We start from the raw sequence: 1,847 nt of genomic DNA on the forward strand, positions 1-1,847 counted from the left end.
GAAAGGGGATAAGGAGATAAGAGTGATATGGAGATAAGATAATAGAAATAGATTGAAATTTATAGAAATAGGTAGAAATTGATTGGGGAAAACAACAAATTTCCATAAATTTCTATTAGTTTCTATTAATTTCAATTTTTTTATAATATCTCCCTATCTCCTTAATCTCCACATCTCCTTTTGTTACACCACCTGAACGCTTACATAAATGCTATAGTTTCGTGAATTTTAATGGGCTGAAATCTTTTGAAAACATAAGGGAGAAGAATTATTGCAATGTCGAGGTTAAAACCATTTAGTTAAAGAAAAAAGGTGGGTTGGTCCTAAAGCAGGATGAAAAATACACCCGTAATCAAGCTGAATAAGGTTAATTAATATCCCTATCCCTAGAGTTGGCTGAGTCTGGGGATTCCTTTTCATCCCTGCCCGAAAACAAAAATTATTGGTAAGCCAAAATTCCTGCCCCAGTCTAATCTCTAAATCAAACCGATTGGTTTTTTCTAAATCAACGGCGATGGTAAGATTTTCTTTTGGGTTAATGCTTAACCCTAAATTATAGCTTTTTTCGACATCAATCAATGGCTGGTTTAAATTAAAGATAGCTAATCCCATCTTTATTTTTGGACTAACTTCGTATAATCCCCCAACATCTATCCCAATGTCACCCTCCTGTCCATATCCACCAATCTTTAAATACATCTGTTTAAAATTAATTCCAAGACAAAGATTTCTATGGACAAAAGTGCCCAGACCAACGATTAATAATTCTTCTCTATAATTAGTAGAGGCGATGAACTGATGATATGAAAAACCTCTACCTCCTTTGGGGAACGATTGAGCAAAATAGATAAGATTTTGTTTTAAATCTGGCAGGTCAAAAGGATGGGTATAAAAGAAGGTAATTTCGTTGAGGTTAAGCTGAGCCAATCCTGCGGGATTATAGTAAATAGCCTCAGCACCATCGGCAACAGCCGTAAAAGCCCCAGCCATTCCTTCTGCTCGCACACTTAAAGTCTTATTCTCAAAAGCCGCCTCAACATTAGATATTATTAGTAAAAACAGGAAAACAATCCTCATATTAAAAATTAACCCATTTTAAAAGGCATTCATCTAAAGTAAGCACTTGCTCTCTGATGGCGGAAAATTCACAGATGAACACTTGTATCCATTATACCCTCTATCTTTATTTAAGTCAAGGATTTTTATTTGTTTTCAACTCCCTGGAGACCGTTCAGGTGGTAATTTACCGCAGAGACGCAGAGGAACAGAGAAGACATAGAAATAAATTAAATCACATAAAAAGATTATTGATGCAGACATTGAAATACATAGTGTCGTGTTGAACAAATAACGCACGGAATTTGATTCTGGTAACTGGTGATTGGTAACTGGTAATTAAATACCGTTCGGCTGATCTCAGGACGAAACTATTTAACCAGTTACCAGTTACCAATTATCCGTTTGCAGGTTATGAAATCTGATGATACGCCGTGCAAAACTTACTCAACACGACAATAGAACCTGCTTGCCGAATGTTCAGCAGGCAAGCCAGATTGGTTAATCATAAATTTTAATTTTCTTCTCTGCGTCTCTGTGTCTGTGCGGTGAACGGTTACTTAATTTTTAATTAATTTTAGTAGGTTTTACCAAAATAGTATAAGATATTTTAAAAAAATTCTCGCCAGCCTCTTGACAATAAAAGAAAATTATGTTATATTTTAAGTAACTATTCACCACGAAGGGTACGGAGAGCACGAAGTGAAATTTGATGAATTATCGAATAGAGTCATTGGATGCGCTATAGCGGTGCATCGAACTCTTGGGCCAGGTTTGCTTGACACCGTGAA

General features: G+C 35.8%; 1 protein-coding gene. It reads right to left on the reverse strand.

All coding sequences use genetic code 11. The annotated features are described in order from the left end of the window. Positions 1-285: 285 nt before the first annotated feature. A complete protein-coding gene (locus AB1422_19200; protein ID MEW6621428.1) occupies positions 286-1,077 on the reverse strand; it encodes a UPF0164 family protein in 792 nt (263 codons plus the stop codon). Positions 1,078-1,847 lie beyond the last annotated feature (770 nt).

The organism is bacterium (genome assembly GCA_040757115.1).
GTDB lineage: Bacteria > UBA9089 > CG2-30-40-21 > CG2-30-40-21 > SBAY01 > JBFLXS01.

Coding starts and splice junctions, on each gene's coding strand:
- AB1422_19200 (MEW6621428.1), bottom strand. CDS start 1,077: ATGAGGATTGTTTTCCTGTTTTTACTAATAATATCTAATGTTGAGGCG.